Genomic DNA, 26,507 nt, shown 5'->3' with positions numbered 1-26,507 from the left:
GGCTCACTGCGAGGGCGGGACCCTCAGCGCCCCGCGACGGGCAGCGCCTGCAGCGTGGGCAGCCGCTCGGCGAGCAGCTCGAGCGCCCGCTCCGACCCGGCGTACACGCCCTCGGCCCGCGGCCAGTGCACGACCACGTCGGTGAACCCCAGCGCAGCCGCCCGCTCGACCCCCTCGACCGCCAGCTCGACGGAGGCGAGCGAGAAGATCGGCGCCCCGTCCAGGGAGAGGTAGCGGCGCGCCCGGTCCTGCCCGGTGCGCCCGGCGGCGGCCTCGGCGGCGTCGAACTGCGCGACGAGCCCCTCCAGGTCGGCCCACCATCGTTGCTGCGCGGCGGACCGGTCGGCGATGTCGTCACCGTCGGAGTCGAACGACGGGCCGTAGGTGACCCAGCCCTGCCCGTACCGTGCGGCCAGGGCGAGCGCGCGGGGCCCGTTGGCTGCCACCACGAACGGCGGGCGCGGCCGCGCGATCGTCCCCGGGATCATCCGCGCGTCGTGCGCCTGGTAGAACTCGCCCGTGTGCTCGGTGACCGGCCGGGTCAGCAGCGCGTCGAGCAGCGCGACGAACTCCTCGAACCGACGTGTGCGCTCGCCGCGGGTCGGCGCCGGGCCCAGCACCTGCGCGTCGAACCCTTCGCCACCGGCCCCCAGGCCGAGCAGCAGGCGCCCTGCGCTCACGTCGTCCAGCCCCATGACGTCCTTGGCGAACGGCACCGGGTGGCGGAAGTTCGGCGAGGCGACGAACGTGCCCAGCCCGATGCGTGAGGTGACGGCCGCGGCGGCCGCCAGCAGCGGCACGGTGGCGAACCACGGTTCGTCGGCCAGCGAGCGCCAGGCCAGGTGGTCGTAGGTCCAGGCGTGGTCGAATCCCCACTCCTCGGCGCGCAGCCAGCGGCTGCGGGCGTCCGACCAACGTTCCTGCGGCAGGAGGATGACTCCGACGGCGACCATGGCCGTCACGCTAGCGCCCGAGGTCAGGCGTGCGCGTGCACCTCGGGGCGGCCGTCGAACGACGGCGGTTCGAGCTGGAACGTGCAGTGGTCGACGTCGAAGTGCCCGGCCAGGCAGCGCCGCAGGTCGCCGAGCACCCGTCCGGCCTCGCCGTGCTCCAGCAGCGCGTCGGGCACCTCGACGTGGGCCGAGAGCACCGGGACGCCCGAGGTGATGGTCCACGCGTGCAGGTCGTGCACGCCGAGCACGCCGGGCACCCCGCAGATGTGCGAGCGCACGGCGTCCAGGTCGACGCCCCGCGGGGTGGCCTCGAGCAGGACGGCGACGACCTCGCGCAGCAGCTGGGCGGCGCGCGGCAGGACCATGAGCCCGATGATCACCGAGGCGATCGCGTCGGCCCGCAGGTACCCGGTGGTCATCACCACCACCGCGGCAGCCACCACGGCGACGGAGCCGAGCAGGTCGCCGAGCACCTCCAGGTACGCACCGCGCACGTTGAGCGACTGCGCCTGGCCGCGGTGCAGCAGCGCGAGCCCGATCCCGTTGGCGACCAGGCCGACGAGCGCGACCGTGAGCATGAGCCCGGCCTCGACCTCGGCCGGGTCGAGCAGCCTCCGCACACCCCCGACGAGCACCGCGAGCCCGACTCCGGCGACGACCAGGCCGTTGACCAGCGCGGCGAGGATCTCGGCCCGCTGCCAGCCGAAGGTGCGGCGCGCCGTGGCAGGTCGGGCCGCGAGCGCGGTGGCCGCCAGCGCCAGCCCCACGCCGAGCGCGTCGGTGAGCATGTGCCCCGCGTCGGCGAGCAGCGCGAACGAGCCGGACAGCAGGCCGCCGACCACCTCGGCCAGCAGCACCGCCACGGTCAGTGCCAGCACGGCGACGAGCCGACCCCGATGCGCCTGCGCGGCGGTCGTGTGGCCGTGCGTGTGGCCGTGCGCCTGCCCGCTCACGCGTGGTCCTGCCCGCGGGCGCCGGCGCGGGCCACGACCCGTTCGGCCGCCCCGAGCAGGTCGTCCAGCTCGGGGTCGGCCAGCGTGTAGCGGGTGGCACGCCCCTCGGGCTGCGCACCGACCAGCCCGGCCGAGCGCAGCGTCGCCAGGTGCGCCGAGACGGTGGACTGCGCCAGGCCCAGTGCCGCGGTGAGCTCCACGACGCGTCGGGGGGCTTGCGCGAGCAGATGCACGATCGAGAGCCGCGTGGGGTCGGCCAGTGCGTGCAGCACGCGGACCACGTCGCCGTGGGCGTGCTCGCCCGCGGGGACCCCGGGGTGGTCGTGCAGACCCTGATTCATCGTCACCCAGCGATGTTATAGCCAGAAACCGATGAAGAGAACCTCAGTCCCACCCGAGCTCGTGCAGCCGCTCGTCGTCGATGCCGAAGTGGTGCGCGATCTCGTGCACCACGGTGATCGCGACCTCTTCGACGACCTCCTCGCGCGTGTCGCAGATCGCCAGGGTCGGCCGACGGAACACGGTGATCCGGTCGGGCAGCGCACCCGTCGCCCAGAACTCCCCCCGCTCCGTCAGCGGCACGCCCTCGTACAGCCCCAGCAGCTCGGGCTCGTCGGCAGGCGCGTCGTCCTCGACGAGCACCACCAGGTTGTCGGTCATCGAGGCCAGCTCGTCCGGGATCTCGTCCAGGGCGTCCCGGACGGCGTCCTCGAAGTCCTCACGCGACATGTCCACCACCCGGCCATCCTGCCTGGTCGCGGACCGGGGCACCCCTCGCCGACGAGCCTCGGACGCCTCGCTTTGGAGATCCGGCCATCCACCACGTATGCTCATCACCGGTCTTCCGACGCCTCGACGTCAGGGGCGGAAACGCCCTCATCGTCTAGCGGCCTAGGACCCCGCCCTTTCACGGCGGTAGCACGGGTTCGAATCCCGTTGGGGGTACGAGCAGTACAGCAGGTCTTGTTCCACAACAAGGCCCCGTAGCGCAGTTGGTTAGCGCGCCGCCCTGTCACGGCGGAGGTCGCGGGTTCAAGTCCCGTCGGGGTCGCTCGAGGTGAGATGCCCGGTCGAAAGACCGGGCTTTCGCACTCAGGGCTCTGTAGCTCAGTTGGTAGAGCGTTCGACTGAAAATCGAAAGGTCACCGGATCGACGCCGGTCGGAGCCACCTTCCACGAAACCCCCCGGGATCCCCGGGGGGTTTCGTCGTTCCCACCCTCCGCCGCGCCTCCGCTGGAACCGCGGGGCACCCGCCGTAGGCTGAGTGCACCGCAGGGGACATGCAGGCCGAGAGGACACGACCGTGACCAGCCCGTCCGGGGCCGACCGCCCACGCACGAGGTTCTTCGAGCGCTTCACCGAGCCCTTCGCCGACCGGGCCCGGGAGCGGATCGAGCACGCCGAGGACAAGGTCCGCGACGCCATCCAGGCCGAGATCGACGCCGTCAGCGCCAGCGTGCGGGCCCGGGCCGTGCGCATCCGGCCCAGCGCCATCGCGTTCGGCGTGGCAGCCCTGCTCACCGTCTTCGGGCTGGCGCTGATCATCACCGCCGCGGTGCTCGGCCTCAACGAGGTGCTCGAGCCGTGGCTGTCGGCGCTCCTCGTCGGCGTGGTGCTGATCGGCCTCGCCGCCGGCGCCGCGGCCTGGGGCCGCAACCACCTGCCGAGCGGTCCCCCCGTGTCGATCATGCACGCGCCGCAGATCCAGCACCCCGCCGAGGAGCAGGTCCACCCCTGGGCCGACTGACCCGGCGCTGCTCGTGCACCCAGGACCGCAGGTCGGCGCCCTGTCGCGTCCGACCTGCACGACCAGCACACTGGGACCGCGAGTCGTCGGCTCACCGGCGCGCTCGCACGACCGCAGGGAGGCACCATGACAGGCCCATCGGCCGCACCCGACCCCTCGTCGGCGACCGAACGCACCATCGGTGGACTGCTGAGCGACCTGAGCGAGCAGATCTCGCGGCTGGTGAAGGCCGAGATCGAGCTGGCGAAGGCCGAGATCGCCGGGCGGGCCAAGCACGCCGGGGTCGGCGCCGGGCTGCTCGTGGCCGCGGGCGTCTTGGCCCTCTACGTGCTCGCCGCGGTGATCGCCACGGCGATCCTGGGCCTGGCCACGGTGATGCCGGCATGGCTCGCCGCCCTGATCGTCACGCTGGTGCTGATCCTCGTCACGGCCGTGCTGGGCGGCGTGGGGGCCAAGCAGGTGCAGCGCGCGAACCCGCCGCAGCCCACACGCGCCGCGGAGCAGGCACGCACCACGGTGGAAGCCCTCAAGGGTGCGATCTCAGGAGGGGACCACTGATGGACCGGTCGCAGGCTCACGGGACGGACGAGGCCACGTCCGGGGCGTCGGCGGGTCAGCCGTTCTCGACACCGCAGATGGTCGAGCTGGAGGCGGAGATCGCACGGACACGTGCGCAGCTGGTCGCGACGGTCGAAGAGCTGCAGGGTCGCCTGGACCCACGGGTCCAGGCCGGCCGGGCGGCGGACAAGGGTCGCAAGATCGTGCAGGACGCCTTCTCGGCCCAGGCCTCGCACGCCGATCGTCGGCGTGCGCTCACCGTGCTCGGCTCGGTCGCCGCGGTGGTCGGGCTCGTCGTCCTCACGGCGGTCCGACGCCGGCACTGACACGTCATCCGGGCCCTCTCGACACCGACACCGTCGGGGTCGGAGGGGTTGGGTCGGGGGTCGGGTCAGACGTCGGCGTCGCGCTGCTGCGGGACACCGTTGAGCAGGTCACGCACCTCGGCCTCGCGGTACCGGCGGTGTCCGCCGAGCGTGCGGATCGAGGTGAGCTTGCCGGACTTGGCCCAGCGGGTGACGGTCTTGGGGTCGACCCGGAACAGCGTCGCGACCTCCGAGGGGGTCAGGAGCGTCTCAGGCTCGGGGTGCTGTGCGGTCATGCTGTCTCCTGGCGAGGTCTGGCGGGGGTGCCGAGGTACGGGGTGAGCCGCGTGCCACGACGAGGTCTGGTGCGGGCGGAGCGAGCCGAGGTGACTCGCGAGGGAACGACCGCCACTCAGAGACACTCTGTCTCGAAACCGCGAACCGTCCGTGTCCTCTAGCATGACCGAAGCCGACACATGGCGCATTCCAGGACACGTTTCTGTTACGGAACTCACGCGAACCGCCGCAAGACGGTCAGAGCCACCCGCGGGTATCACCCCAGCGCAGGCGGCCACACCCGGGCAGACGACACCGCCGGAACCGCCGGGACAGCCATCGACGAGCGCGCGATACTGGGACCGGGGACGGCGAGCGCTCACACGGCGTGTCGCTCCCGCACCGGCGTGTCGGTCCCGATCCGGTCGACGTCGCGGAGGTCACGTGGACGCAAGTGGTCGGAATAGATGCCGACCATGTACCGTTGCCCCACGAAGAGACGAAACAGCACCCCGGGGCCGCACGTGTGACACGGAGCCGCCCCGCTTCCACGTTAGAGGGGGTCGATGCCATGGGGCGCGGCCGTCAGAAGGCTAAGCAGACGAAGGTGGCCCGGGAGCTGAAGTACTTCAGCCCGGACACCAACTACAGGGCTCTCGAGCAGGAGCTCTCGTCGCACGGCCACAACGATCTCGTGACAGACACCCGGCGTACCCCGGTGGTCGACACGAACGACGACGACGTGGACGACTGGGGGCGCTGGTCCGACGACGACCGCTAGGTCGCCGGGGCACCTGCGCACGCACCGCGGTCATCAGCCCGGCCGCGGGTCCGCACGTCACGCACTCCGCAGAAGCCTGGTCGAGCCATCCCGGTCCGACCAGGCTTCTGCGCTGCCCCGGGCAGGACGACGACGAGACGGCGGGTGCAGGGTCCTCGCCGCGACCCCGCACCCCACGCCGACTCAGACCCGGTAGGAACCCGTCAGCCGCACGGCACCGCCGTCGACACCCTTGGTGCCGGCCACGAACCCCGCCGTGCCGAGCACGTCGGTCGCCGGGTCCAGGTCACGCACGCGACCCAGCTCCCAGGCAGGCAGACCCAGCTCGGCCGCATGCGCCAGCACCCCGTCGAGCGCCTCGGGCGCCACGATCGCGACCATGCCGACACCCAGGTTCAACGTGCCCTCCAGGTCCGTCCACGGCACCTGACCGAGGCCCTGGACCAGCGAGAACACCGGCGGCAGCTGCCACCCCGACCGGTCGACGTCGGCCACCAGCCCACGCGGCAGCACCCGCGCGACGTTGGCCGCCAGGCCACCGCCGGTCACGTGGCTGAACGCGTGCACACCGGCGACCCCGGCCCGCTCCACGAGCGCGAGGCAGTCGCCCGCGTAGACACGCGTCGGCTCGAGCAGCTCCTCGCCGAGCGTGCGACCCAGCTCGTCCACGTGCCGGTCCAGCGACCAGCCGGCCACCTGCACCACCCGGCGCACCAGCGAGTACCCGTTGGAGTGCAGCCCGCTCGAGGCGAGCGCCACCAGCACGTCACCGGCACGGACCCGGTCCGGTCCGAGCAGCTCGTCCGCCTCGACGACACCCGTCGCCGCGCCGGCCACGTCGTACTCGTCGGGGCCCAGCAGGCCCGGGTGCTCGGCAGTCTCGCCGCCGACCAGCGCGGTCCCCGCCACCGAGCAAGCGGCCGCGATGCCACGCACCACGTCGGCGATCCGCTCCGGCACGACCTTGCCGCACGCGATGTAGTCCGTCATGAACAGAGGCTTGGCACCGACCACGACGATGTCGTCGACGACCATGCCGACCAGGTCGAACCCGATCGTGTCGTGCACGTCCATCGCCTGGGCGATCGCGACCTTCGTGCCGACACCGTCCGTCGAGCTCGCCAGCAGGGGCCGGCGGTACCGGGTCAGGGCGCTCGCGTCGAACAGACCCGCGAACCCACCGACGCCACCGAGCACCTGCGGGCCGTGCGTCGCGCGCACCGCGTCCTTCATCAGCTCGACGGCCTTGTCACCGGCCTCCGTGTCCACCCCGGCAGCCGCGTACGTCACGCCCTGCGGCGTCGGGGCGCTCACGGGTGGTCCAGCGCGGACGCGCCACCGGTCGAGGGGACGATCGACAGCAGGCCGTCCTCCGGGGCACCGAGCGGCAGCTCGCTCTGCTCCAGCAGGTGCTTGCCGAGACGGTCGGCGGGCGGAAGCTCGATGGGGTACCTCCCGGTGAAGCAGGCGGCGCACAGCTGGGCAGCGGGCTGCTCGGTGGCCTCGATCATGCCCTCGGTCGAGATGTAGCCGAGGGAGTCGGCGCCCAGCGACGCCGCGATCTCGTCCGGGCTGAGCCCGTTCGCGATCAGCTCGGCGCGCGAGGCGAAGTCGATGCCGTAGAAGCACGGCCACTTCACCGGGGGCGAGCTGATCCGCACGTGCACCTCGGCCGCACCGGCCTCCCGGAGCATCCGGATCAGCGCACGCTGGGTGTTGCCACGCACGATCGAGTCGTCGACGACCACGAGCCGCTTGCCGCGGATCACGTCGCGCAGCGGGTTCAGCTTGAGCCGGATGCCGAGCTGGCGCAGGGTCTGCGACGGCTGGATGAACGTGCGGCCCACGTAGGCGTTCTTGGTCAGGCCCTGCCCGAACGGGATGCCCGACTCGGTCGCGTACCCCACGGCCGCCGGGGTGCCCGACTCGGGCACGGGGATGACCAGGTCCGCCTCGACGGGGTGCTCGACGGCCAGCCGACGGCCCATGGCCACGCGCGCGGCATGCACCGAACGTCCGGCGATCGTCGTGTCGGGGCGCGCCAGGTACACGTACTCGAACACGCAGCCGGCGCGGTCGGCGGGGGCGAACCGGGTGCTGCGCAGACCGTCCGCGTCGATCGCGATGAACTCCCCCGGCTCGACCTCGCGGACGAACGAGGCCCCCACGATGTCCAGCGCGGGCGTCTCCGAGGCCACGACCCAGCCGCGTTCGAGCCGACCCAGCACCAGCGGGCGCACGCCCTGCGGGTCGCGAGCGGCATACAGCGTGTGCTCGTCCATGAACACCAGGCTGAAGGCCCCGCGCAGCCGCGGCAGCACCTCGAGGGCGGTCGCCTCCAGCGTGTGGTCCGGGTCGCCGGCCAGCAGCGCCGTGACCACCGCGGTGTCGGTGGTGTTGCCGCGCGCGAGCTCGCCGCGCCGCTGGCTGCCGTACCGCTCGGCGACCAGGTCGACGAGCTCGGCGGTGTTGGTCAGGTTCCCGTTGTGGCCCAGTGCGACCGTGCCCGAGGCCGTCGCGCCGAGCGTGGGCTGGGCGTTCTCCCAGGTGGAGCCGCCGGTCGTCGAGTAGCGCGCGTGCCCGATGGCGATGTGCCCCTGCAGGGCGTTGAGCGCGGTCTCGTCGAAGACCTGGGAGACCAGCCCCATGTCCTTGTACACCAGCAGCTGCTGACCGTTGGAGGTCGCGATGCCCGCGGACTCCTGGCCGCGGTGCTGCAGCGCGTAGAGCCCGAAGTAGGCCAGCTTGGCGACCTCTTCGCCCGGAGCCCAGACACCGAAGACGCCGCACGCGTCCTGGGGGCCCTTCTCACCGGGGAGGAGCTCGTGGTTCAGTCGTCCGTCTGCGCGGGGGGCCACACGACAATGGTTGCACACGGACCCCGGTCGACGGGGTCGCCGGTCAACCCCGGGACGCCCTCCGGACGCTGCGCCGGTCGGCCAGGACCGCCAGCAGGCCACCGACCATCACACCGACCACGGCCCCCGCGACACCGAGCACGGTGCGCACCGCACCCTGGCCGTCGAGGAACGGGAGAAAGCCCCCGCCGGTCGACACGATGGGGCTGTCGGCGCTCGTCGCCAGCGCCGCGAGCACACCGACGACCAGGCCGACCAGGCCGCCCGTGACGAGGAACGCACCGAACCTGGGGGCCCGACGCACCGTGGCCGGCTCGGCGACCTGTGCCAGCTCGTCCTCGGTCAGCGGCTCGGGCTCCGCGGCGGCCAGCGGCGCCGCGGTCGGCGCGACGGACTCCTCGGTCGGCGGCACAGGCGCAGCGGGCTCGTGCGGCGCAGGCGCGTCAGGCGTCGGAGCTGGGGTCTCGGGCACGCGCCGATCGTAGGTCAGGGGGCTGCCCGTCGCGTCCGCCGCTCCTGACGCGGTCAACCCCGGCGGCGTGCGGCCTGCAGCGGGAGCCAGTCGCTCAGGTCCGCGCGCGAGCCCGAGGCGTGCACCCGGCCCGCCTCCACCGCGTCCGCCCACGCCAGGTCGCCCGTGGTCAGCGCCAGCCACGTGGACGGGTCCATCTCGACCACGTTCGGCGGGGTGCCGCGTGTGTGTCGCGGGCCCTCGACCGCCTGCACCGCACCGTCCGGGGGCACCCTGACCTCGACGGCGTTGCCGGGGGCCACGTCCGCCAGCTCCTCGAGCGTGAACCGGACCGCGGCGCGTCGGGCGGCGACGGGCGCCCCCGCCGGGTCGGCCTGCCAGGTGGCGAGGGCTGCCCGGCCCTCCGCCGGGTCCGTGCGTCGACGTGCCATGCGCCCATCCTCCCCCAGGGCCCGGCCCGCACCGGTCGCCCCGGGGTCGGGGCGGCCGGGTCACCAGTGCGCGTTGCGCGCCAGCTCGAGGGCGATGTCCTGCCACCAGGCGCCGGCCGACGGGCCGCCGTTGCACGTGCCGTCGGACTCGCCGGGGGCCTTGACCCAGAGCAGTGCGTCCAGGTGGGTGGCGTCGTCGACGAGCACCGGTCGGTCGCCGAGCGCGCGTCCACGCGGGTTGCACCACTCGCCGTTCGACCCGTTGCCGTTGCGCGAGGTGTCGACCACGAACCCCTTGCCGCCGACGAGTGCGGAGACCTGCTCGCCGTACGCGCGGGTGTCGGCCGTCGTCTGGTAGTTCGACGTGTTCAGCGCGAAGCCGGCCGCGTACTCGAAGCCGATCTGGTTGAGCCGGGCGGCAGCCGTCGAGGCGGACAGCCAGCCGGAGTGCCCGGCATCGATGTAGACCCGTCCACCGGCCTGCGTGAGCACCCGGGCGGCGTACTGCAGGTAGCCGACCCGGTCGCCCTGGCCGTCGCAGTCACCCAGCTGGGCCAGGGCGTCCGGCTCCAGCACGACGATCGGCGACCCCTCGATCGCAGCAGCCACCTGGTCGACCCAGTGCGCGTACTCGCTGGTGGCGACCCCTCCGCCGGAGTAGTTGCCGCAGTCACGCCCGGGGATCGCGTAGATCACCAGCGTGCCGGTGGCCCCGGCTGCGACCGCCGCGGTCGTGTAGTCGTGCACTCCCTCGGCGGCCTCGGCCGTCGGCGCCCAGTCGCCGACCCAGCGGGCCTGCGGGGTCTGGGCGATCTTCGCGAGCAGCGTCTTGTCCTGCCCGGAGGCGGCCTGCCAGGCGGTGAACGCCTGCGAGGCGGGGTCGACGTACAGCGCTGCGGCCGGGGTGGGCGTCGGGGTCGGGGTGGCCGTGGGTGTCGGGGTGGGCGTCGGGGTGGGCGTGGGCGTCGCGGAAGGCGTCGGGGTCGGGGTCGTCGTCGCCCCGGTGCACGCGGTGCCGTTGAGGCGGAACGAGGTCGGCACCGAGTTGGCACCCGTCCACGTGCCCGTGAACCCGACCGACGTGCGGGCACCCGTGGCCAGCGAGCCGTTCCAGCCGAGGCTGGCGACCGAGACGTCGGCGCCGCTGGTGGTCGCGGTGCCGTTCCACAGCTGCTGGACCTTCTGGCCGTCGGCGAACGTCCACTGCAGCGTCCACGACGTCACCGGGTCGCCGAGGTTCGTCACCGCGACGTCGGCGCCGAACCCGCCCGGCCACTGGCTCGTCACGGTGTACGCCACCGAGCAGCCCGCAGCGGCCTGGGCACCGGAGGCCAGGCCGGTGAGCCCGGCGCCGAGCACGGCAGCGGTCGCCACCGCGGTGGCCAGAAGTCGGGACCTGCGCATCAGCTGTTCTCCTCCACCTGTGACGACGACGTCCTCAGGGAGGGAACCCGATGGTGGCTGCACATGTCGAGAGTAGGGGCGGGGCTGAAGCGTTTCGTCGGGTCGACGCACCCGAGCTCGCGCCCGTCCCGCGCGTTACTCGCCGACCTGACCGTCGACGTGCTCGCGCAGCAGGTCGGCGTGGCCGTTGTGCCGCGCGTACTCCTCGATCATGTGCGTGAGGATCCAGCGCAGGCTCGGCCCGGTGCCGTCCTCGAAACGCCGGCGGGCGATCTGGTCGAGCCCACCGGTGCGCAGCGCATCGGCGACGAGCGCGCGGGAACGATCCACCTCACGCTGCCAGAGCGCCCGCAGCTGGTCCGGGGTGTCCGCCGCGGCCGAGTGCCAGTCCCAGTCCGGGTCGGCCGCCCAGTCGACCGCGTCCCACGGCGCCTGCCGGGGCCGGTCGTGCAGCGCCCGCGAGAACCAGTCGGACTCGACGTAGGCCAGGTGCTTGAGCAGGCCGCCGAGCGTCATGCTGGTCGGCGCGAGCCTGGCGCCGAGCCCGGCGGCGTCCAGCCCCGCGGTCTTCCACGCCAGCGTCGCGCGCTGGTAGTCCAGGAAGCCGAGCAGCGTGGCCGTCTCGTCCCCGGTCAGCGGGGGTTCCGGCCGGCCATGCTCGTCGATCTCCACGGGTGCGCTCGTGGGGGTGCTGTCGTCCATCGCTGCGGGCAGCCTCTCGTCGGTCATGGTCGGTTCCTTCCTGCGTCCCGGAAGTCGCGGTGGAAGCCACGGGTGCGGCTGCGCACCGCGGCGCGATCCTGCGCCGCCAGCCGTGCGTCGGCGCGCCGGGCCTGGTGCGCGGCCTCGCGGGCCAGCCGGTGCCAGCTCTCGAGCCGACGGGCCGAGAGCTCACCGCTCTCGACGGCCTCCGCCACGGCGCAGCCGGGCTCCCCCGCGTGCCGGCAGTCGGCGAACCGGCACCCCCGCGCCAGGTCGGCCACGTCGGCGAACGCCTCGTCGAGCGCGTCCGGGTCGGCCACCAGGCCGACGCCCCGCACCCCGGGCGTGTCGATCAGCAGCGCCCCGCCCTGCAGTGGCACCAGCTCACGGTGCGTGGTGGTGTGCCGCCCGCGGCCATCGGCGCGGCGTTCACCGGTGCCCATCACCTCGCGGCCCGCGAGCGCGTTGACGAGCGTCGACTTGCCGGCGCCGGACGGCCCGACCACGACGAAGGTGCGCCCGGGCTCCAGCAGCGCACGCACCCCGTCGAGCCCCGTCCCGTCCGTCGCGGACACCGTGTGCACGTCGACGCCCGGTGCGGAACCGGCGACATCGGCGGCCATGCCCGCCGGGTCGGGCACCAGGTCGGCCTTGGTGAGCACCACCACGGGCAGCGCACCCGAGCGCCAGGCGAGGGTCAGCAGCCGCTCGACCCGACCGAGCGCGGGCTCCGGGTCGAGGTGCTCCACGACGAGCACCACGTCGATGTTCGCGGCGAGCACCTGCACGGCCGAGGTGCTCCCGGCGCTGTCCCGCACGAGCGCGCTGCGGCGCGGCAACAGCTCGCGGACACGCAACGTACCGCTCGACGCGGACGCGGGGTCGGCGGTGGCGTCGGCGTCCTCCTCGACCAGCAGGAGATCCCCGACCGTGGGCACCAGTCGATCCCCGTCGGCGTCGGCGACGAGCCCGTCCCGGTCCAGCACCGCCCGTCTGGCGACGGCCTCCAGGTCGTGCTCGGGCAGCACGAGGAGCGCGCCCCTCTCGGCACGCGCCACGCGCACGACCTGCCCGGTCGACCCCGTCCTCGTCATGGCATCGACGGTAGGTCGCCGTACGGTGCGCGTTCCACGGGAATTCCTGCTGCGGGGCGACGGGCTGCGGTCAGGCGACCCGCGGGTTAGCCTCCCGCATGACCTCCAGCCCCATGCCGCGCGTCGTCCGTCACCGCCGGATCGAGGCGTCCGCACCGGACGTCTGGGCCGTGCTGGGCACCTTGACCAGGCACGATGCGCTCGTCCCGTGGACGCGCGTCGACGCCCCCGACCGTGAGCTGCAGGTCGGGGACCGGGTCACCGCCGTGACCGCCGAGGTGGTCGTGGACCGCATGGTGGTCACCGCCGTCCGCCGCCGCGGCGAGGACCCGGACGCCGACGACTGGGCCCGGTGGGCCACGCTGCACAAGGAGGGCCCGGTGCTCGTCGGCGACGCGCACCTCGTGGTCCGTGCCCGCGGCCGGCACGCCTGCGAGGTGCTGTGGGCCGAGGACGTGCACACCACGGTGGCGGGCGCGGCACTCGAACCGGTCGTCGACGTCGCCCTGGCCGTGATGAGCGACGTCGCGCTCGCCCGGCTGGACGCGGTGGTCACCGGGCCCTGAGCACGCCCGTCAGCCGAAGTAGCGCGGCAGCGTGGCGGTCCACGCCGCGCGGGCCTCGTCGAGACCGAGCGTGAACAGGCCACGCACCTCGACCGCGGGGCCGTGCACGTGGTCGACGTCCGCCACGGGTGCACCGGCACCGGGGCTGCACGACTCGGCCGTCTGGCCCAGGCGCACCACCGGCACGCCGCGAGCGGTGCACAGGTCGGCGAACCGGACCTCCTCCGACCGCGGGACAGCCACCAGCACACGGCCCGTCGACTCCGAGAACAGCGCCTCGAACGGGGTCACGTCGTCGCGCGCGCAGATCGGCTCGAGGTCCACCTGCACGCCGACGCCGAACCGCAGCGAGGACTCGACGAGCGCCTGCGCCAGACCACCCTCGGACAGGTCGTGCGCGGCGTCGACCAGGTCGTCACGTGAGGCGTGCGCCAGCACGGCGGCCAGGCGGCGCTCGGCTGCCAGGTCGACGACCGGGGCGGTCCCGCCCAGGTGGTCGTGCACCACGTCGGCCCACGCGGAGCCGTCGAGCTCGCCGCGCGTGGTGCCGAGCAGGTAGACGGCCTGGCCCGGGGTGGTCCAGCCGGACGGGGTGGCGTCGGCGACGTCGTCGAGCACGCCGAGCACACCCACGACGGGCGTGGGGTGGATGGCCGAGTCGATCTTGCCGGGCTCACCGGTGCCGTTGTAGAGCGAGACGTTGCCGCCGGTGACGGGCACCTCGAGCACCTGGCACGCGTCGGCCAGGCCACGGATGGCCTCGACGAGCTGCCACATCGAGTCGGGGTGCTCGGGGCTGCCGAAGTTCAGGCAGTCGGTCACGGCGAGCGGGCGCGCGCCGGTGGTCGCCACGTTGCGGTACGCCTCGGCCAGCGCCAGCTGGGCACCCGTGTACGGGTCGAGCTTGCTGTAGCGGCCGTTCGCGTCCGTGGCGAGGGCGACGCCCAGGCCGGTCTCCTCGTCGACGCGGACCACACCGGAGTCGTCCGGCTGCGCGAGGGCGGTGTTGCCCTGCACGAACCGGTCGTACTGGTCGACGACCCACGACTTGTCGGCCAGGTTCGGGCTCGCCAGCAGCCGCAGCACCGTGGCGCGCAGCTCCTCGGGGGTCGACGGGCGGGCGAACCGCGCCGCACCCTCAGGGCCGCTGATCGTGTCGGCGTTGAGCGCGTCCTGCCACGCCGGGCGCGCGTACGGGCGGTCGTACACCGGGCCGTCGTGCGCGACCGAGCGCGGCTCGACGTCCACGATGCGCTCACCGTGGTGGTCGATGGTCAGGCGGCCCGTGCCGGTGACCTCGCCGATCACCGCCGTCTCGACGTCCCACTTGCCGGTGATGGCAAGGAACGCCTCGAGCTTGTCGGGCGTGACGACCGCCATCATGCGCTCCTGCGACTCCGACATGAGGATCTCGCCGGCGGTCAGGGTGGGGTCGCGCAGCAGCACGTTCTCCAGGTCGACGTGCATGCCGCCGTCACCGTTGGAGGCGAGCTCGCTCGTCGCGCACGAGATGCCGGCGGCGCCCAGGTCCTGGATGCCCTCGACGACCTGGGCCGCGTACAGCTCCAGGCAGCACTCGATGAGCACCTTCTCCATGAACGGGTCGCCGACCTGCACCGACGGGCGCTTGGACGGCTTGGTGTCGTCGAAGGTCTCCGAGGCGAGGATCGAGGCCCCGCCGATGCCGTCGCCACCGGTGCGAGCACCGAACAGGACGATCTTGTTGCCGGTGCCCGAGGCGTTGGCCAGGTGGATGTCCTCGTGCCGCAGCACGCCGAGGCACAGCGCGTTGACCAGCGGGTTGCCCTGGTAGGAGGCGTCGAAGACCAGCTCGCCGCCGATGTTCGGCAGGCCGAGGGAGTTGCCGTAACCGCCGACACCGGCGACCACGCCGTGGACCACGCGGGCCGTGTCGGGGTGGTCGACCGCACCGAAGCGCAGCTGGTCCATCACGGCGACCGGGCGGGCACCCATCGAGATGATGTCGCGGACGATGCCGCCGACGCCGGTCGCGGCGCCCTGGTACGGCTCGACGTACGACGGGTGGTTGTGCGACTCGACCTTGAAGGTCACCGCCCAGCCGTCACCGATGTCGACGACACCCGCGTTCTCGCCGATGCCGACGAGCAGGTGCTCCTTCATGGCCGGCGTGGTCTTGTCGCCGAACTGACGCAGGTGGTTCTTGCTCGACTTGTACGAGCAGTGCTCGGACCACATGACCGAGTACATGGCCAGCTCGGCGGCCGTGGGGCGCCGCCCCAGCAGGTCACGGATGCGCTGGTACTCGTCCGGCTTGAGCCCGAGCTCGGCGAACGGCTGCTCGAGGTCGGGCGTCGCGGCGGCGTGCTCGACGGTGTCGGCGGTGTGGGCGGGGCGCGGGGCTGCGGTGGTCATCGGTTCCCTCGGTGGTGGCCCGGACGGCGGCGACCTGCGGTCGGCGGCACGTCCGCACCTGGCGTCGACAGACGGGGATCAGGTTACCGGCGCCGCGGGGCACCCGTGGCAGGTGACCGACCTGCGGCCCGTCGCCGCCGCTCGGCTACCGTCAGCACATGCGGCGGCACGAAGCAGGTCCGGGCCTGATCGGTGAGCCCGCGGGTCGGCGCGCACGCCGCGCCGGGGCACCTCGCGTCGCGCTCCTCACGGTCGCACTGCTGTCGAGCCTTGCCGCCTGCACCGCCACCGAGGCACCTCCTTCGCCGACCGTGGCGGCCCCGAGCACCTCGACGGCGACACCGGCAGCCGACGTCACCCTCGTCTCCGGCGATCTCACCCTGACCATGCAGCTGCACACAGGGACGGCCGTGGGGACGACCCCCGGCGAGGACGGCTCGGCGCAGGCCACGCTGGAACGCGTCGTCCCCGCCGCCGAGGACACTGCGGCCAGCAAGGCCACCGAGCCCCAGGAGGACAGCCCCCTGGTGACGCTCCAGCCCCCGCAGGGCACCACGGCCACGGTGCTCTCCGACCGCTCGGCGACGTTCACCGACGCCTCCGGCGCGCTCGTCGGGGCACTGGGCGCTCCGACCGGTCCGTACGGCGCAGCACTCGTGGCACGGAAGGACGGCGCGATCGACGTCGTCGCGCCGTCCGACCTGGACGAGCCCGTCGGTCTGTGGCTGGCGTCCGCGGCCCTGCTCGACGCGCAGTGGGGTGAGCAGGAGGGCGGCCGGTCGCTGTCGGTGACCCCGACCGCCTGGACCCGCGCCGGCAGCCTCGCCGCCCAGGAGCTCACCTGGGCCCAGCTGGTCGCGCGGGAACCCGAGGCGGACTCCCCCACGATGCACGACCAGCTCCTGTGCCACATGCTCGGCGCCCCCACCAAGGACACCTGGAACCTCGAGCCGTGGCGCCCGGAGGTCGACCTGGTGACGCTGGTGGCCACCAAGTGCAACCCGACGGAGACCGACGCCGGCTGATCGCGTCCACGGCGCCTCACCTGCACCACGACTCGATGAGAACGCACACATCTTCGGTCCGTTTTGGGCCGTTCTGACCGTTTCTTGGCCTAGGCTGCCCCCGACCTCGCCGCCGCTGCGACAGGTCGTCCCCCGCGTCGCCGTCGCCGAGAAGAGGTCCCATGAGCCGCCGTGCTCTCGCCGCCGCCACCCTCACCGCAGCCGTCGTGCTGACGGGCGCGACGAGCGCCAGCGCCGGGGGCTCCGACGACCCGACGCCGTACACGGTCGGGACCACCGCCCTCGAGCTGCCCGCGGGCGACACGTTCGGCGAGCACGACCACGTGAACGTCACCTACACGACCGCGCTCGGCACGGGATCCGCGCACCTGCACACGGGGATCGCCGGGTCGCCCGGGTCCGACGTCATCGGCGAGGCCCAGGTCAGCTGGTCGCGCGTGGGCGTACCCGCCGGGGCGTGCATCACCTGGGTGCAGGTCAGCGACTTCAACGAGCACTTCGGCGAGGGCGGCCAGGCGCCGGTGTGCACGAGCACCCCGACCCGACCGGTCACGCCGCCGACGCCCGTGACACCGCCGACCAGCCCGGCCGTCCCCGCACCGTCCGCCACCCCGACTCCGTCGTCGAGCCCCACGAGCCACCCGAGCGAGGCGCCCACCGCCTCTCCCTCGGCGACGCCGGTGACCGAGGTCCTGCCCTCGCCCGGGGCGACGACCGCACCCACCGCGTCACCGTCCGCCTCCAGCAGCCCGTCTGCGGTGGCGGCCACCCCGACGGCCACACCCGTCACGGAGGTGCTCGCGGCGCCCACCGGGCAGCAGGAGGTCGTCACGGAGGTCCTCGCCGCACCCGGTGGGAGCAACCTGGCCTCGACCGGGGCCGACGGTGCAGCCCGTGTGACGGCGCTCGCCGTGCTGCTGCTGGGGGCCGGCGCGGGGGCCCTGCTGCTGCGCCGCCGCGCACGGGCCGCGCGCCGGGGCTGACCCGGCGCGCACCGGCCACCGACCATCGCCTCACCGACGGGGCCCACCGGCCTGTCGGGTGCGACTCCCCACCGCGGGCGATGGTCACACGCCGGTGCCCCGCCTGCCGGGCTGACCGGCCGACAGGCGGGGGGCTGGGGCGCCTCGGCTCAGCGGCGCACGTGCTTCTCGGGGACCGGGGCGTCACCGGAGGCACGCTGGGCCTTGAACCAGGCGCGCGCCTCGTCCTGACGGACGGCCTCGGCACCTGAGGCGATGGGTGCCCGCAGGTGCGCCTGCTCGTACCCGAACGCGTCGACCAGCTCCTGCGCGTGGGGGCGCAGCCGGGCCAGCAGACGGTCGATGTACGAGGTCACGGTGCGCGCCCGCCCCGCGGACAGCCGCCCGTTGACCAGGTACCAGGACAGGTGCCGCTCGATGACGGTCAACCCGAACAGGTCACGCAGCCAGGTGACGACCTGCCGCGTGCCGGGGTCGTCGATCCGGGTGAGCGCCGCGGTGAACGACTCCCACTGCACGAGCTCGGCGTGCGCCTGCGCGGCCTCGACGAGCTGGTGCTGGTACTGGTTGAACAGCGCCGCGGCCTGCGTGGGCGAGGCCTTCTGCGCGGGCCGCAGACCCCCGGCGATCTCGGCGATCATCGTCTCGACACGGTCGGCGAGCAGCTCGCGCTGGGTGGCCGTGTCGCGCAGGTGCCCGACCGACCGACGGGGGTCACCCACGTCGGTGATGGTCTGCAGCGCCCGGACCAGCGGGGTGCGGTACCGGGCGGCGTCGGCGGCCCGCTCGGCGACGAGCCGGGCGACCTTCACGGCGTCCAGGTGCCGCATGTCCTTGGCGTAGTCGGCGAGCAGGCGCTTGCCGACCAGCTGCAGCAGCACGGTGTTGTCGCCCTCGAACGTGACGAACACGTCGAGGTCGGCACGCAGGCCGGTGAGCCGGTTCTCGGCCAGGAACCCTGCCCCGCCGCACGCCTCGCGGGCGGTCTGCAGGGTGCGCAGCGCCTGCCAGGTCGAGGATGCCTTGAGCGCGGCCGCCATCGTCTCGAGGTCCTCGCGCGTCTCCTCGGTGTCGTTGCGGCCGGAGAACACGTCGTCGAACAGGGCCAGCAGGTCCTCGTGCGCGAACCCGGAGGCGTACGCCTCGGCGACCAGCGGCAGCAGACGACGCTGGTGCTCGGCGTAGTCGAGCAGCACGGTCTCCTCGCCGGTGGCGCCCTGGAACTGGCGGCGCTGGTTGGCGTACGTGACGGCGATGGTCAGACCGATGCGTGCCGCGCCGACGGCCGCACCGTCGAGCGAGACCCGTCCCTGCACCAGCGTGCCGAGCATGGTGAAGAACCGGCGGCCGGGGCTGGCGATGGGCGAGGTGTACGTGCCGTCGGCGGCGACGTCGCCGTACCGGTTGAGCAGGTTCGTGCGGGGCACGCGCACACCGGTGAAGTGCAGGCGGCCGTTGTCGATGCCGTTGAGGCCACCCTTGAGCCCGTCGTCCTCGCCGCCGATGCCGGGCAGGAACGCGCCGTCGGCGTCCTTGAGCGGCACGTAGAGCGCGTGCACGCCGTGGTTGACCGGGCTCTCGCCGGGCGCGGCGGTGATGAGCTGGGCGAACACGACGGCGGCGGTGCCGTGCAGCGCGGCGTTGCCGAGGTAGTCCTTCCACGCGGCACGGAAGGGGGTGTCGATGACGAACTCCTGCGTGGCGGGGTCGTACGTGGCGGTGGTGCCGATCGCGGCGACGTCGGAGCCGTGGCCGGTCTCGGTCATCGCGAAGGCACCGGGGACCTCGAGCGAGAGAGCGCCGGCGAGGAACTCGTCGTGGTTGCGCTCGGTGCCCAGGTGCAGGATCGCCGAGGCGAACAGGCCCCACTGCACGCCGGACTTGATCTGCACGGACGGGTCGGCGGAGACGAGCTCCTCGAACCGGGACAGCGAGCCGCCGTGGTCGTCCTCACCGCCGAACCGAGCCGGGAACGCGCGGTTCATGCTGCCGGTCGCCGCCAGGGCGCGCAGCTGCGTGAGCACGCGCTCACGGTGCTCGGTCATCGACAGGCCGTTGACCTGGTGGAACTGCGGGTCGGCCATGAGCGCCCGGGCGGAGCGACGCAGCTCGGGGTAGTGGCCGAGCAGCACCTCCTGCAGGTGGGCGACGTCGACGCGGGCGGCGGCGTCGAGGCGGGGGTCGCCGGGCTCGACGGCGGTGCCGTGCGACCTGGTGGTGCGGTCGGGGCGGGGTGTGGTGGTGGTCATCGGATCTCCTCGTTGAGCGTGACCGTGGGGTGGGGGTGTGCGGTGCTGCTACGGGTCGGGCAGTGCAAGGGGTGCCGGGGTCGGGTCGGCGGCGGGCGTGCGGCCGCGGGCGAGCAGGCCGACCGGGCCGGCCCACAGCCAGGCGGCGACCTGCGCGGTCAAGGTCTGGCGGTCGGGCACGCCGGGCTCGTCACGGTGCGCCATCCACCACTCGCCCGAGCCGCGCACGAACCCGACGGCCCCGGCGGCCCACGGCTCGGCGAGCTGCAGGGCGAGGCGCTCGTCGGGGGTGCCGTCGTCGGAGGCGCCGTGCTCCTCGGCCATGGCGCGGGCGAACGGCGCGGCCACGAGTGCGGTGACCGAGTCGAGGAAGTGCCCGAGCGGTCCGCCGGACTCCACGGACCCGTCGCGGGTGACGAACGCGTACACGTGGGGGGACGACTCGATCATCTCCAGGTACACGGCGACCATGGCCCGCAGCCCGTCGCGCGGCGTGGGTGCGACGCGGAGCACGCCTTCGAGGGCGCCCTGGATCTGCAGCACGACGGCTTCGGCGACGGCGATCTGCAGCCCGGTCTTGTCGGCGAAGTACCGGTAGACGATCGACTTGGAGGTGCCGGCGGCGGCGGCGATCTCCTCCATGGAGACGTCGGGGCCGCGGTGGTGGACGGTCTTGCGGGCGATGCGGACGAGCTCGGCGCGGCGGGCCTCGCGGTGGTCGACCCAGCGGGTCGAGCGGCCGTCGGGCAGCTCGGGGTGCGCGGGCGTGGGGGTGCCCGTCGGCGTCCGGCTCGTCATCATCGACGAGCCCGGTGTGATGTGGCTCACGGAACCGAAGGTATCAGGTACTGTGGGTTTCGGACACCAAGCCGGGACTTTCGGCCCTCGACACCAGCGGGTGACAGGCCGCACGATCGCCCGGCGCGCGACATCACGACGACGTGAGAGGAACGCACCATGGCCAGCTCGACCGAGGGCCCCGCCTCCGGCACGAACCGGAGCACGACCCAGGGCACGACCCCGGCACCGTCCGGGACCACACGCCACGCGTACGTGCTCGGCGGCAACCGCATCCCGTTCGCCCGCGCCGGCGGCCCCTACGCGCACGCCTCCAACCAGGACATGCTCACCGCCGCGCTCGACGGCCTCGTCGCCCGGTACGGCCTGCAGGGCGAGCTGATCGGCGAGGTCGCCGCGGGTGCCGTGCTCAAGCACAGCCGCGACTTCAACCTCACCCGCGAGGCCGTGCTCGGCTCGGCGCTGTCCGCCGCGACCCCCGCCTACGACGTGCAGCAGGCCTGCGCGACCGGGCTCGAGACCGTCGTGTCGTTGAGCAACAAGATCCGCCTCGGACAGCTCGACTCGGCGATCGCCGGCGGCGTGGACACCACCTCCGACGCCCCCATCGCCGTCAGCGACCGCCTGCGCCGCGCGCTGCTCGACCTGTCCCGCGCCAAGACCGCCGGGCAGAAGCTCGCCGCCGCCGCGAAGATCCGCCCCAAGGACCTCGCCCCGTCCACCCCGCGCACCTCCGAACCGCGCACCGGGCTGTCGATGGGTGAGCACCAGGCGATCACCACCGCCCAGTGGGGCATCACGCGTGAGGCGCAGGACCAGCTCGCACTGGCCAGCCACCTCAAGCTCGCCGCCGCGTGGGACGCCGGGTTCTTCGACGAGCTCGTCACCCCGTACCGCGGCCTGACCCGCGACCAGAACCTGCGCGCCGACTCCTCCCTGGAGAAGCTGGCCGCCCTCAAGCCCACGTTCGGGCTCACGCTGGGCGCCCCCGCCACCATGACGGCCGGCAACTCCACGCCACTGACCGACGGCGCCTCCACCGTGCTGCTCGGCTCGCAGGAATGGGCCGACGCGCACGACCTGACACCGCTGGCTGCCGTGCTCGACGCCGAGGCCGCCGCCGTCGACTTCGTGCACGGCGACGACGGGCTGCTCATGGCGCCCGTGTTCGCCGTCCCGCGGCTGCTCGCGCGGAACGGGCTGACGCTCGACGACCTCGAGCTCATCGAGATCCACGAGGCGTTCGCCTCGACCGTGCTGTGCGCCCTGGCCGCGTGGGAGTCCGACGACTTCGGCCGCGAGCGCCTCGGCCTGGACGGCGCGTTCGGGAAGGTCGACCAGGACCGGCTCAACGTGCACGGCTCGTCGCTGGCCGCCGGGCACCCGTTCGCCGCGACCGGCGGGCGCATCATCGCGACGGTCTCCGCCGAGCTGCACCGCCGCCGGGTGGTCCGGCTGGCTGCCGGGGACGACCGACCGCTGCGGGCGCTGGTGTCCATCTGCGCCGCCGGCGGCCTGGGCTTGACCGCGCTGCTGGAGGCGGCGTGAGCACCGCCGGACCTTCCCCGAGCACAGCCCGACGCGCGAGCGGAGCCGAGATGAGCGACACGTACCTGCGACTGGTGAACAGCGGCGTCACCGCGAAGATCGCCAAGCAGCTCGGGCTGCCCCGACCCGCACCCCTGCGCCGGTACTCCGCAGGGAGCCCACTGGTCGACGGCCCAGTGCTGGTGCTCGGCACCGGCAAGGACACCGACGCGATCGCCGGTCTGCTGTCCGCACCGGCGGCCGACTTCGGCTGGGACCTCGACGTGCACCGCCACGCCACGCCCGACACCCGCTGGGCGGCCGTGGTGCTGGTGCTCAGCGAGGTCGTGCACCCCGACGACCTCACCGCCCCCGTGCTCGAGGCCGCCTCCGTGCTGCGCGGCCTGCGCAGCGGCGCGCGTGTCGTGACGATCTCCCGGCCCGCCGGTGACGACGACGCCCCCGCGATGTCCGCCGCCCGGCAGGGCGTCGACGGGTTCCTGCGGTCGTTGGCCAAGGAGCTGCGCGGCGGGGCGACCGGCAACGGCGTGGTCGTCGCCGACGGCGTACCGGTCACCGCCCCCGCGGCCGTCGGTGCGTTGCGGTTCTTCCTCTCGACGCGCTCGGCGTTCGTCGACGGGCAGCTGCTGACGGTCGACTCCGAGGCGGGGTCGCTGCCGGACGACTGGGAGCGACCGCTAGCCGGACGCGTCGCCGTCGTCACGGGTGCCGCGCGCGGCATCGGCGCGGCGATCGCCGACGTGCTCGCGCGCGACGGCGCCACCGTCGTGGCCGTCGACGTCCCCGCCGCCGGGGAGCAGCTGGCCGCCGTGGCCAACCGGGTGCGCGGCACCGCGCTGCAGGTCGACGTCACCGCCGAGGACGCCGGCCGACGCATCCTCGACCACGCCCTGGCCCGGCACGGACGGCTCGACATCGTGGTGCACAACGCCGGGATCACCCGCGACAAGCTGCTGGCCAACATGAAGCCCGACCAGTGGGGCTCGGTGCTGGCCGTCAACATCGCCGCCCAGCTGCGCATCAACGAGACGCTGCTGACCTCGGGCGACTTCACCGACGCCCCGCGGATCGTCTCGCTCGCCTCGACGTCCGGCATCGCCGGCAACCGCGGGCAGACCAACTACGCCACGTCCAAGGGCGGGGTCATCGGTATGGTGCGCGCCACGGCGCCGCTGCTCGCCCCGTTCGGCGGCACCGCCAACGCCGTCGCCCCCGGGTTCATCGAGACGGAGATGACCGCCCGGATCCCCGCGCTCACCCGGCAGGTCGCCCGGCGGCTCAACTCGCTGCAGCAGGGCGGGCAGCCGGTGGACGTCGCCGAGACAGTCGCGTTCCTCGCCTCACCGCAGGCCGGCGGGATCGTCGGGCGGGTGCTGCGGGTGTGCGGGCAGAACATGGTCGGTCAGTGACCGCCGACCTCGACCTGCCCGTCGGGACGCCCGGTCACGCACCGGTCGTCGTCGAGCTGCCCGGCGTCCCGGGCCTCGGCGGCACCTACGCGCGCGGGCTCGCGACGGGCGGTCGGTTGGCCCTCGCCCGACGGACCGGCTCCGCGCCCACCACGCTGGCGGACGTGCGGTACGTCGCCCGCGGGGTGCGCGCCGACGCCGACCACCTCACCGCGTACCAGCACCTGCTCGGCGAGTCGGGCAGCGACGCCCTGCCCGCCGGGTTCGTGCACGTGCTCGCGTTCCCCGTCGCCATCGCCCTCATGGCCCGCACCGACTTCCCGCTGCCGCTGCTCGGCGTGGTGCACCTGAGCAACCGCATCGAGCAGCACCGCCCGCTGCTGCTCGGCGAGACGTTCGACCTGCACGCCCACGCCGAAGGCCTCCGGCCGCACCGGGCGGGCACGCAGGTCGACCTGGTCACCGAGGCGCACGCCGACGGCGCCGTCGTCTGGCGGGGCGTGTCGACCTACCTGGCCAAGGGCGTCCGCCTCGCCGGGCGCGCCCCCGACGAGCCGCCCCGCGAGCCGTTCGAGCCACCCGTGCCGACCGGGCAGTGGCGGCTCGACGGCGACACCGGCCTGCGGTACGCCGCCGTGTCCGGGGACGTGAACCCGATCCACACCTCGACGCTCGGCGCCAAGGCCCTCGGGTTCCCGCGCCGGATCGCGCACGGCATGTACACCGCCGCCCGCGCCCTCGCCGACATCGGCGCCGCCCGCGGGGACGCGTTCGTGTGGACCGTCACCTTCGACAAGCCCGTGCTGCTGCCCGGCACCATCGCCGTACGGGTCGCCCGCGAGGGCGACGGGTTCACGTTCGTGGGGTGGCACCCCCGGAGCGGGAAGCCGCACTTGCGGGGGGCCGTGACGCCGCGCCGAGAGTAGCGCCGGTCGCCTGACTGGCGCCCGACCTCGTCTCCACGCGCCTGGTCAGGCCGCGCCCAGGCCCTGCTCGAGCCGCGCGAGCAACCCGTCGCGCACCGCCGGCCACTCCTCAGTCAGGATCGACAGGTACACCGAGTCGCTGCGGGTGCCGTCGGGCCGCAGCCGGTGGCTGCGCAGCACTCCCTCGCGCACAGCCCCGAGCCGTTCGATCGCGGCGACGGAGCGGGTGTTGAGCACGTCAGCGCGGAACGCGACGCGCACCAGGCCGAGGTCCTCGAACGCGTGCCGCAGCAGCAGGTACTTGCAGGCGGGGTTGTTCGTGGTGCCCCACCACACGGGTGCGTAGAACGTGTTGCCGATCTCGACGCGACCGATGTGCTCGTCGAGGTCGTAGTAGGAGGTGCTGCCGCGCAGCGCGCCGGTTTCCACGTCGAGCACCGCGAAGCTCAGGCGTCCGGGCTGGGCCACGGCGGCCGTGATCCAGTCGCGCATCGCGTCGACGCCGTGCGGGGTCGGGGTGGTCATCCCGGCCCAGATCCGGTCGTCGACGAAGGCGGCCAGGTCGGCGGCGTGCAACTCGTCAAGCGGGACCAGCCGGGTCCCGTACCCCTCGAGCGTCAGGTCGTGCAGCATGCGGTCGATCCTGTCAGGCGTCCGACCTGCGGTTTCGTGTGCGTCCGACGACAATGCGACCGAGCAGCCCGACGGCCACGACGCCCACACCGGCCAGGACCACGGCCGGCGGCAAGGATGCGACGAGCCCCAGGCAGCCGACCAGCCCGAGCACCTGCAGCGCGCGCGGGGTGGTGCGGTCGGTGCCGGTCTGGGTGAGGGCGGCGGCGTTCGCGACGGCGTAGTAGACGAGCACCCCGAACGAGGAGAAGCCGAGCACGCCGGTCAGGTCGACGGTGAGCACGAGCGCCACGACGACCAGCCCGAGGGCGACCTCCGCGCGCGCGGGGACCGAGTGCCGGGCGTCGACCGCCGTCAGCGCGGCGGGCAGGTCGCCGCCGCGGGCCATCGCCAGGGCGGTGCGCCCGAGGCCGGCGAGCAGCGCGAGCAACGCCCCGAGTGAAGCGGCGACGGCCGCGACCCGCACGAACGGCACGAGGGCGGGTGCGGTCTGCTCGGCGACGTCGACCAAAGGCACCACGGACGCGGCGAGCCCGTCGGGACCCAGGACGGCGAGCGCGGTCACGGCCACCAGCGCGTAGATGACGACGGCCCCGGCCAGGCTGGCGGCCACGGCGCGCGGGATCGTGCGGCGCGGGTCGCGGACCTCCTCACCGAGCGAGGCGACGCGGGCGTACCCGGCGAACGCGAAGAACAGCAGCGCGGCGGCCTGGGCGATGCCGATGAGGCCGGCGTCGGTGGACGTGCCGAGTTCGAGCCGTCCGGCGTCCGCCCCCCGCCCCCCGGCGACGACCAGCGCGCCCAGCACCAGGAGCACCCCGACGAGCAGCACCCGGGCGACCGCGACCGTGCGGGTCACGCCGCGCAGGTTCACCGCGACGAGCAGCACGACGACCGCTGCGGCGACCGGGCGCTGCCACGCTGCCGGCACCAGTACGAGGGAGACGGTCGTGGCCATCACCGCGCACGAGGCGACCTTGCCGGTGACGAAACCCCAGCCGGCCACGAAGCCCCACACCGGTCCGAGCCGCTCGCGGCCGAACGTGTACGCGCCGCCGGACGTCGGGTACGCGGCGGCGAGCTGCGCGGTGGACATGGCGTTGGCGTACGCGACGACCGCGGTGAGGACGAGCGCGAGCAGCAGTCCGGTGCCCGCCGCGCGGGCGGCAGGCGCGAACACCACGAACACGCCCGCGCCGAGCATCGAGGACAGACCGATGACGATCGCGTCGGCTAGGCCGAGGCGCCGGACGAGGGCACCCCCCGGCGGCGTGGCTGGGGCGTCAGGCGGTGGGGCTGAGCCGCCCGGCCGGGAGGCCGAGCCGTCCGGCGGTGCAGCGCTCATCACTGGATCCAAGCACCGGTGGGGCCGCCGCGGGCGACCGGCGGAGGTCGGCTCGGTGACCATCCGGTGTTCGCCGACGCGTGACCCGCGCCGACG

At 73.8% G+C, this 26,507-nt stretch carries 27 protein-coding genes and 3 tRNA genes; 13 read left to right on the top strand and 17 right to left on the bottom strand.

Annotation, left to right across the window (positions count from 1 at the left end):
* Positions 1 to 23: 23 nt before the first annotated feature.
* From ACTHAM_RS03295 to ACTHAM_RS03280, 4 genes are read right to left on the bottom strand one after another with little or no spacing between them, the layout of a single operon-like run.
* A complete protein-coding gene (locus ACTHAM_RS03295) occupies positions 24 to 953 on the bottom strand; it encodes an LLM class flavin-dependent oxidoreductase (RefSeq protein ID WP_440684338.1) in 930 nt (309 codons plus the stop codon).
* Positions 954 to 976: 23 nt separating this feature from the next.
* A complete protein-coding gene (locus ACTHAM_RS03290) occupies positions 977 to 1,906 on the bottom strand; it encodes a cation diffusion facilitator family transporter (protein ID WP_440684337.1) in 930 nt (309 codons plus the stop codon).
* The gene (locus ACTHAM_RS03285; RefSeq protein WP_440684569.1) at positions 1,903 to 2,247 is read right to left on the bottom strand and encodes an ArsR/SmtB family transcription factor; all 345 of its coding nucleotides are present in this window, start codon (positions 2,245 to 2,247) and stop codon (positions 1,903 to 1,905) included. Before ACTHAM_RS03285 ends, ACTHAM_RS03290 begins: the two co-directional genes overlap by 4 nt.
* A gap of 43 nt (positions 2,248 to 2,290) precedes the next feature.
* On the bottom strand, positions 2,291 to 2,635 hold the full coding sequence (locus tag ACTHAM_RS03280; RefSeq protein WP_440684336.1) for a metallopeptidase family protein: 345 nt from the start codon (positions 2,633 to 2,635) through the stop codon (positions 2,291 to 2,293).
* Positions 2,636 to 2,778: 143 nt separating this feature from the next.
* Between ACTHAM_RS03280 and ACTHAM_RS03275 the strand changes: the two genes are divergently transcribed.
* From ACTHAM_RS03275 to ACTHAM_RS03250, 6 genes are all read left to right on the top strand, one after another.
* Positions 2,779 to 2,851 (top strand) — tRNA-Glu (locus ACTHAM_RS03275).
* A 32-nt stretch (positions 2,852 to 2,883) separates the two neighbouring features.
* Positions 2,884 to 2,957 (top strand) — tRNA-Asp (locus ACTHAM_RS03270).
* Positions 2,958 to 3,002: 45 nt separating this feature from the next.
* Positions 3,003 to 3,075 (top strand) — tRNA-Phe (locus tag ACTHAM_RS03265).
* A gap of 135 nt (positions 3,076 to 3,210) precedes the next feature.
* A complete protein-coding gene (locus tag ACTHAM_RS03260) occupies positions 3,211 to 3,654 on the top strand; it encodes a phage holin family protein (RefSeq protein ID WP_440684335.1) in 444 nt (147 codons plus the stop codon).
* Positions 3,655 to 3,780: 126 nt separating this feature from the next.
* Positions 3,781 to 4,212: a phage holin family protein gene (locus ACTHAM_RS03255; RefSeq protein ID WP_440684334.1), complete on the top strand. Its 432-nt coding sequence runs from the start codon at positions 3,781 to 3,783 to the stop codon at positions 4,210 to 4,212.
* Positions 4,212 to 4,538: a DUF3618 domain-containing protein gene (locus ACTHAM_RS03250; protein WP_440684333.1), complete on the top strand. Its 327-nt coding sequence runs from the start codon at positions 4,212 to 4,214 to the stop codon at positions 4,536 to 4,538. The genes ACTHAM_RS03255 and ACTHAM_RS03250 overlap by 1 nt, the downstream gene beginning before the upstream one ends.
* Before the next feature lie 65 nt (positions 4,539 to 4,603).
* Here ACTHAM_RS03250 and ACTHAM_RS03245 read toward each other — a convergent pair whose 3' ends face one another.
* Positions 4,604 to 4,813 (bottom strand): BldC family transcriptional regulator, encoded by a 210-nt coding sequence (locus ACTHAM_RS03245; RefSeq protein WP_440684332.1) that lies wholly within the window; start codon positions 4,811 to 4,813, stop codon positions 4,604 to 4,606.
* Between the two features lie 551 nt (positions 4,814 to 5,364).
* Here ACTHAM_RS03245 and ACTHAM_RS03240 point away from each other — a divergent pair.
* Complete coding sequence (locus ACTHAM_RS03240; protein WP_440684331.1) at positions 5,365 to 5,574, top strand: DUF3073 domain-containing protein; 210 nt, start codon at positions 5,365 to 5,367, stop codon at positions 5,572 to 5,574.
* Positions 5,575 to 5,757: 183 nt separating this feature from the next.
* On the opposite strand, the gene purM is transcribed toward ACTHAM_RS03240, so the two are convergent.
* The 7 genes from purM to rsgA form a co-directional block, all read right to left on the bottom strand.
* Positions 5,758 to 6,888, bottom strand: coding sequence for a phosphoribosylformylglycinamidine cyclo-ligase (purM, locus tag ACTHAM_RS03235; RefSeq protein ID WP_440684330.1), 1,131 nt, complete (start codon positions 6,886 to 6,888; stop codon positions 5,758 to 5,760).
* A complete protein-coding gene (purF, locus tag ACTHAM_RS03230) occupies positions 6,885 to 8,432 on the bottom strand; it encodes an amidophosphoribosyltransferase (RefSeq protein ID WP_440684329.1) in 1,548 nt (515 codons plus the stop codon). The genes purM and purF overlap by 4 nt, the downstream gene beginning before the upstream one ends.
* Positions 8,433 to 8,475: 43 nt before the next feature.
* The gene (locus ACTHAM_RS03225) at positions 8,476 to 8,904 is read right to left on the bottom strand and encodes a histidine kinase (protein ID WP_440684328.1); all 429 of its coding nucleotides are present in this window, start codon (positions 8,902 to 8,904) and stop codon (positions 8,476 to 8,478) included.
* A 53-nt stretch (positions 8,905 to 8,957) separates the two neighbouring features.
* Positions 8,958 to 9,335, bottom strand: a complete 378-nt coding sequence (locus ACTHAM_RS03220) for a sterol carrier family protein (protein ID WP_440684327.1) — start codon at positions 9,333 to 9,335, stop codon at positions 8,958 to 8,960.
* 60 nt (positions 9,336 to 9,395) lie between these two features.
* On the bottom strand, positions 9,396 to 10,739 hold the full coding sequence (locus tag ACTHAM_RS03215; RefSeq protein WP_440684326.1) for a glycoside hydrolase family 6 protein: 1,344 nt from the start codon (positions 10,737 to 10,739) through the stop codon (positions 9,396 to 9,398).
* Positions 10,740 to 10,874: 135 nt separating this feature from the next.
* Positions 10,875 to 11,441: a DinB family protein gene (locus ACTHAM_RS03210; RefSeq protein WP_440684567.1), complete on the bottom strand. Its 567-nt coding sequence runs from the start codon at positions 11,439 to 11,441 to the stop codon at positions 10,875 to 10,877.
* 23 nt (positions 11,442 to 11,464) lie between these two features.
* Positions 11,465 to 12,535 carry a ribosome small subunit-dependent GTPase A gene (rsgA, locus tag ACTHAM_RS03205; RefSeq protein WP_440684325.1) on the bottom strand — a complete coding sequence of 357 codons (1,071 nt, stop codon included), beginning with the start codon at positions 12,533 to 12,535 and terminating at the stop codon, positions 11,465 to 11,467.
* Positions 12,536 to 12,633: 98 nt separating this feature from the next.
* Here rsgA and ACTHAM_RS03200 point away from each other — a divergent pair, with 98 nt between their 5' ends.
* Positions 12,634 to 13,101: a hypothetical protein gene (locus ACTHAM_RS03200; RefSeq protein WP_440684324.1), complete on the top strand. Its 468-nt coding sequence runs from the start codon at positions 12,634 to 12,636 to the stop codon at positions 13,099 to 13,101.
* A 9-nt stretch (positions 13,102 to 13,110) separates the two neighbouring features.
* Here ACTHAM_RS03200 and purL read toward each other — a convergent pair whose 3' ends face one another.
* Positions 13,111 to 15,495 carry a phosphoribosylformylglycinamidine synthase subunit PurL gene (purL, locus tag ACTHAM_RS03195; RefSeq protein ID WP_440684323.1) on the bottom strand — a complete coding sequence of 795 codons (2,385 nt, stop codon included), beginning with the start codon at positions 15,493 to 15,495 and terminating at the stop codon, positions 13,111 to 13,113.
* 158 nt (positions 15,496 to 15,653) lie between these two features.
* On the opposite strand from purL, the gene ACTHAM_RS03190 reads away from it, so the two are divergent.
* Together ACTHAM_RS03190 and ACTHAM_RS03185 are read left to right on the top strand one after the other, a co-directional pair.
* Positions 15,654 to 16,520: a DUF2599 domain-containing protein gene (locus ACTHAM_RS03190; protein WP_440684322.1), complete on the top strand. Its 867-nt coding sequence runs from the start codon at positions 15,654 to 15,656 to the stop codon at positions 16,518 to 16,520.
* A gap of 161 nt (positions 16,521 to 16,681) precedes the next feature.
* Complete coding sequence (locus ACTHAM_RS03185) at positions 16,682 to 17,503, top strand: hypothetical protein (RefSeq protein ID WP_440684321.1); 822 nt, start codon at positions 16,682 to 16,684, stop codon at positions 17,501 to 17,503.
* 149 nt (positions 17,504 to 17,652) lie between these two features.
* On the opposite strand, the gene ACTHAM_RS03180 is transcribed toward ACTHAM_RS03185, so the two are convergent.
* Positions 17,653 to 19,752: an acyl-CoA dehydrogenase family protein gene (locus tag ACTHAM_RS03180; protein WP_440684320.1), complete on the bottom strand. Its 2,100-nt coding sequence runs from the start codon at positions 19,750 to 19,752 to the stop codon at positions 17,653 to 17,655.
* A 48-nt stretch (positions 19,753 to 19,800) separates the two neighbouring features.
* Positions 19,801 to 20,580, bottom strand: a complete 780-nt coding sequence (locus ACTHAM_RS03175) for a TetR/AcrR family transcriptional regulator (RefSeq protein WP_440684319.1) — start codon at positions 20,578 to 20,580, stop codon at positions 19,801 to 19,803.
* Positions 20,581 to 20,709: 129 nt separating this feature from the next.
* Here ACTHAM_RS03175 and ACTHAM_RS03170 point away from each other — a divergent pair, with 129 nt between their 5' ends.
* From ACTHAM_RS03170 to ACTHAM_RS03160, 3 genes are read left to right on the top strand one after another with little or no spacing between them, the layout of a single operon-like run.
* Positions 20,710 to 22,098, top strand: a complete 1,389-nt coding sequence (locus ACTHAM_RS03170; protein ID WP_440684318.1) for an acetyl-CoA C-acetyltransferase — start codon at positions 20,710 to 20,712, stop codon at positions 22,096 to 22,098.
* A 50-nt stretch (positions 22,099 to 22,148) separates the two neighbouring features.
* The gene (locus ACTHAM_RS03165) at positions 22,149 to 23,507 is read left to right on the top strand and encodes a 3-oxoacyl-ACP reductase (RefSeq protein WP_440684317.1); all 1,359 of its coding nucleotides are present in this window, start codon (positions 22,149 to 22,151) and stop codon (positions 23,505 to 23,507) included.
* Positions 23,504 to 24,433, top strand: coding sequence for a MaoC/PaaZ C-terminal domain-containing protein (locus ACTHAM_RS03160; protein WP_440684316.1), 930 nt, complete (start codon positions 23,504 to 23,506; stop codon positions 24,431 to 24,433). Before ACTHAM_RS03165 ends, ACTHAM_RS03160 begins: the two co-directional genes overlap by 4 nt.
* 45 nt (positions 24,434 to 24,478) lie before the next feature.
* Here the strand turns inward: ACTHAM_RS03160 and ACTHAM_RS03155 are convergent, their stop codons facing one another.
* Both ACTHAM_RS03155 and ACTHAM_RS03150 read right to left on the bottom strand, forming a co-directional pair.
* Positions 24,479 to 25,066, bottom strand: a complete 588-nt coding sequence (locus ACTHAM_RS03155) for a GNAT family N-acetyltransferase (protein ID WP_440684315.1) — start codon at positions 25,064 to 25,066, stop codon at positions 24,479 to 24,481.
* A 13-nt stretch (positions 25,067 to 25,079) separates the two neighbouring features.
* On the bottom strand, positions 25,080 to 26,411 hold the full coding sequence (locus ACTHAM_RS03150; RefSeq protein WP_440684314.1) for an APC family permease: 1,332 nt from the start codon (positions 26,409 to 26,411) through the stop codon (positions 25,080 to 25,082).
* Positions 26,412 to 26,507 lie beyond the last annotated feature (96 nt).

Origin of the sequence: Cellulomonas soli (genome assembly GCF_052036975.1) — a bacterium.
GTDB lineage: Bacteria > Actinomycetota > Actinomycetes > Actinomycetales > Cellulomonadaceae > Cellulomonas > Cellulomonas soli_A.
The sequence above is the reverse complement of the archived record's forward strand: the minus strand, read 5'-3'. Positions and strand labels throughout refer to the sequence as shown.

What these genes read in the sequence shown, in the direction of transcription:
- ACTHAM_RS03295 (WP_440684338.1), bottom strand. Translation starts at nt 953, where the DNA reads ATGGTCGCCGTCGGAGTCATCCTCCTGCCGCAGGAACGTTGGTCGGAC.
- ACTHAM_RS03285 (WP_440684569.1), bottom strand. Translation starts at nt 2,247, where the DNA reads ATGAATCAGGGTCTGCACGACCACCCCGGGGTCCCCGCGGGCGAGCAC.
- ACTHAM_RS03280 (WP_440684336.1), bottom strand. Translation starts at nt 2,635, where the DNA reads ATGTCGCGTGAGGACTTCGAGGACGCCGTCCGGGACGCCCTGGACGAG.
- ACTHAM_RS03255 (WP_440684334.1), top strand. Translation starts at nt 3,781, where the DNA reads ATGACAGGCCCATCGGCCGCACCCGACCCCTCGTCGGCGACCGAACGC.
- ACTHAM_RS03250 (WP_440684333.1), top strand. Translation starts at nt 4,212, where the DNA reads ATGGACCGGTCGCAGGCTCACGGGACGGACGAGGCCACGTCCGGGGCG.
- ACTHAM_RS03245 (WP_440684332.1), bottom strand. Translation starts at nt 4,813, where the DNA reads ATGACCGCACAGCACCCCGAGCCTGAGACGCTCCTGACCCCCTCGGAG.
- ACTHAM_RS03240 (WP_440684331.1), top strand. Translation starts at nt 5,365, where the DNA reads ATGGGGCGCGGCCGTCAGAAGGCTAAGCAGACGAAGGTGGCCCGGGAG.
- ACTHAM_RS03220 (WP_440684327.1), bottom strand. Translation starts at nt 9,335, where the DNA reads ATGGCACGTCGACGCACGGACCCGGCGGAGGGCCGGGCAGCCCTCGCC.
- ACTHAM_RS03215 (WP_440684326.1), bottom strand. Translation starts at nt 10,739, where the DNA reads ATGCGCAGGTCCCGACTTCTGGCCACCGCGGTGGCGACCGCTGCCGTG.
- ACTHAM_RS03210 (WP_440684567.1), bottom strand. Translation starts at nt 11,441, where the DNA reads ATGGACGACAGCACCCCCACGAGCGCACCCGTGGAGATCGACGAGCAT.
- rsgA (WP_440684325.1), bottom strand. Translation starts at nt 12,535, where the DNA reads ATGACGAGGACGGGGTCGACCGGGCAGGTCGTGCGCGTGGCGCGTGCC.
- ACTHAM_RS03200 (WP_440684324.1), top strand. Translation starts at nt 12,634, where the DNA reads ATGACCTCCAGCCCCATGCCGCGCGTCGTCCGTCACCGCCGGATCGAG.
- purL (WP_440684323.1), bottom strand. Translation starts at nt 15,495, where the DNA reads ATGACCACCGCAGCCCCGCGCCCCGCCCACACCGCCGACACCGTCGAG.
- ACTHAM_RS03190 (WP_440684322.1), top strand. Translation starts at nt 15,654, where the DNA reads ATGCGGCGGCACGAAGCAGGTCCGGGCCTGATCGGTGAGCCCGCGGGT.
- ACTHAM_RS03185 (WP_440684321.1), top strand. Translation starts at nt 16,682, where the DNA reads ATGAGCCGCCGTGCTCTCGCCGCCGCCACCCTCACCGCAGCCGTCGTG.
- ACTHAM_RS03180 (WP_440684320.1), bottom strand. Translation starts at nt 19,752, where the DNA reads ATGACCACCACCACACCCCGCCCCGACCGCACCACCAGGTCGCACGGC.
- ACTHAM_RS03170 (WP_440684318.1), top strand. Translation starts at nt 20,710, where the DNA reads ATGGCCAGCTCGACCGAGGGCCCCGCCTCCGGCACGAACCGGAGCACG.
- ACTHAM_RS03165 (WP_440684317.1), top strand. Translation starts at nt 22,149, where the DNA reads ATGAGCGACACGTACCTGCGACTGGTGAACAGCGGCGTCACCGCGAAG.
- ACTHAM_RS03155 (WP_440684315.1), bottom strand. Translation starts at nt 25,066, where the DNA reads ATGCTGCACGACCTGACGCTCGAGGGGTACGGGACCCGGCTGGTCCCG.
- ACTHAM_RS03150 (WP_440684314.1), bottom strand. Translation starts at nt 26,411, where the DNA reads ATGAGCGCTGCACCGCCGGACGGCTCGGCCTCCCGGCCGGGCGGCTCA.